This is a genomic window from Methylobacterium sp. J-030 (genome assembly GCF_022829545.1).
Taxonomy (GTDB): domain Bacteria; phylum Pseudomonadota; class Alphaproteobacteria; order Rhizobiales; family Beijerinckiaceae; genus Methylobacterium.
The window spans coordinates 1-1304 of the sequence record NZ_JAKSYM010000024.1 but is presented as its reverse complement, the minus strand read 5'-3'; the positions used below and the strand labels follow the sequence as shown (position 1 = coordinate 1304).

Here is a 1304-nt window from a genome sequence, read left to right as displayed (position 1 = left end):
CTCGTGCTGGCCCAGGGCGATGACGAGGACGCCTACTATGCCGCCACGGTCGTGGCCACGAAGGCCGACGACCACTTCGTCCTGACCTGGGTTGACTATCCCGATTACCCCGAGTTCAGCCGCTCCCGCCGCGCACTCGGCTTGCTGCATCCTGCAACCCCGACGCGCGGGCGCTGAGCCAAGCCTGCGATCTCGGCGCCCCGTTGCCTCGGCGTGTCGCGCCCCACCCCGGCCGACGCGCCGCGGTACCGCTCGACCCTCACTCACAAGAGAGACCTCATGTTAGATCGGAAGATTGATCACACTGCGGCCCCCCACGCACTCTCGCGCCTGCCTGTCAGCGGCGCGGCCGTACCCGACCTTGGCCGTGCGCTCGCCAGCGTGCTCGACCTCAGCGCGGGCGAGCTGGAAGCGGTGCTGTGCGCGGCCGAGGCGCAGCGTCCGGGGGTACGGCAGGCGCTGGGTGCTGCCTTCGAGGCCGAGGCGCACCGTTTGGCCGACTTATCCCGCCGCGCCTTCGCCGCGGCCGACCGCTTGGCTGCCCATCTCGCATCAGCGGAGTAAGGTCATGGCCAACCATACCGCACGCTCAGAACAAAAAGCGAACGTGCTGGATCGCCGACCCCATTCGCATGATGGAGAGTTGACGGCCAGAGGCAACGGCGCAGCTCGCATCTCGGTGCTGAACGACGCCCTCCGGCGCAGCTTCGTCGGCGGGCGAGTAATCGCGACGCCCGGCGTGCTCGCGCTGCCCGAGGCCGAACGCATCGCCCTGCTGCTGGCCGTGCGCCGCTTCGATAACTTCGACGGGGACAACGATCCGCACGGCGAGCACGATTTCGGCGCGGTCGCGGTCGGCGCCCAGCGCTGTTTCTGGAAGATCGATGCCTACGACCGCGATCTGCGCGGGCACTCACCCGACCCAGCCAACCCAGCGGTGACGACGCGTGTCCTGACCCTCATGCTGGCCAAGGAGTACTGACGTGAGCGGGCGCAGGCTATCGGCCGCTCGCGTGCCGACGCTTGGCCCCTGGCTCGTGCGCGGCGAAGCCGAGGCCGACGATACCCCCGCGGTGCGGATGCTCGGTGTCGAGCCCGCGACGGAAGAACGGCCGGGCGGGTGGCCCTACTTCATCCGGCGGGCGCGCCCGGTCGAGTTCGGCGGATCTTGCCTGCACATCGCCACCGGGATCCAGCGCTTGGCCGACGCGAAGCTGATCGCCGCGGTACCGGATCTCACGACCGTCCTGCTGCGGCTCCTGACCACGCCCGAACTGATGCGCGACGACCTCGCCCCGAACACG

The 1304-nt window shown here is 69.6% G+C and carries 3 protein-coding genes; all 3 read left to right on the top strand.

Features of this window, described 5'->3' with window-relative positions:
• Nucleotides 1-279: 279 nt before the first annotated feature.
• Nucleotides 280-564: a hypothetical protein gene (locus tag MKK75_RS00530; protein ID WP_244040688.1), complete on the top strand. Its 285-nt coding sequence runs from the start codon at nucleotides 280-282 to the stop codon at nucleotides 562-564.
• Nucleotides 565-568: 4 nt separating this feature from the next.
• Nucleotides 569-982, top strand: a complete 414-nt coding sequence (locus MKK75_RS00525) for a DUF3768 domain-containing protein (RefSeq protein ID WP_244040687.1) — start codon at nucleotides 569-571, stop codon at nucleotides 980-982.
• A gap of 1 nt (nucleotide 983) precedes the next feature.
• A partial coding sequence (locus MKK75_RS00520) for a hypothetical protein (protein WP_244040686.1) occupies nucleotides 984-1304 on the top strand: 321 nt, incomplete at its 3' end.

What these genes read in the sequence shown, in the direction of transcription:
- MKK75_RS00530 (WP_244040688.1), top strand. Translation starts at nt 280, where the DNA reads ATGTTAGATCGGAAGATTGATCACACTGCGGCCCCCCACGCACTCTCG.
- MKK75_RS00525 (WP_244040687.1), top strand. Translation starts at nt 569, where the DNA reads ATGGCCAACCATACCGCACGCTCAGAACAAAAAGCGAACGTGCTGGAT.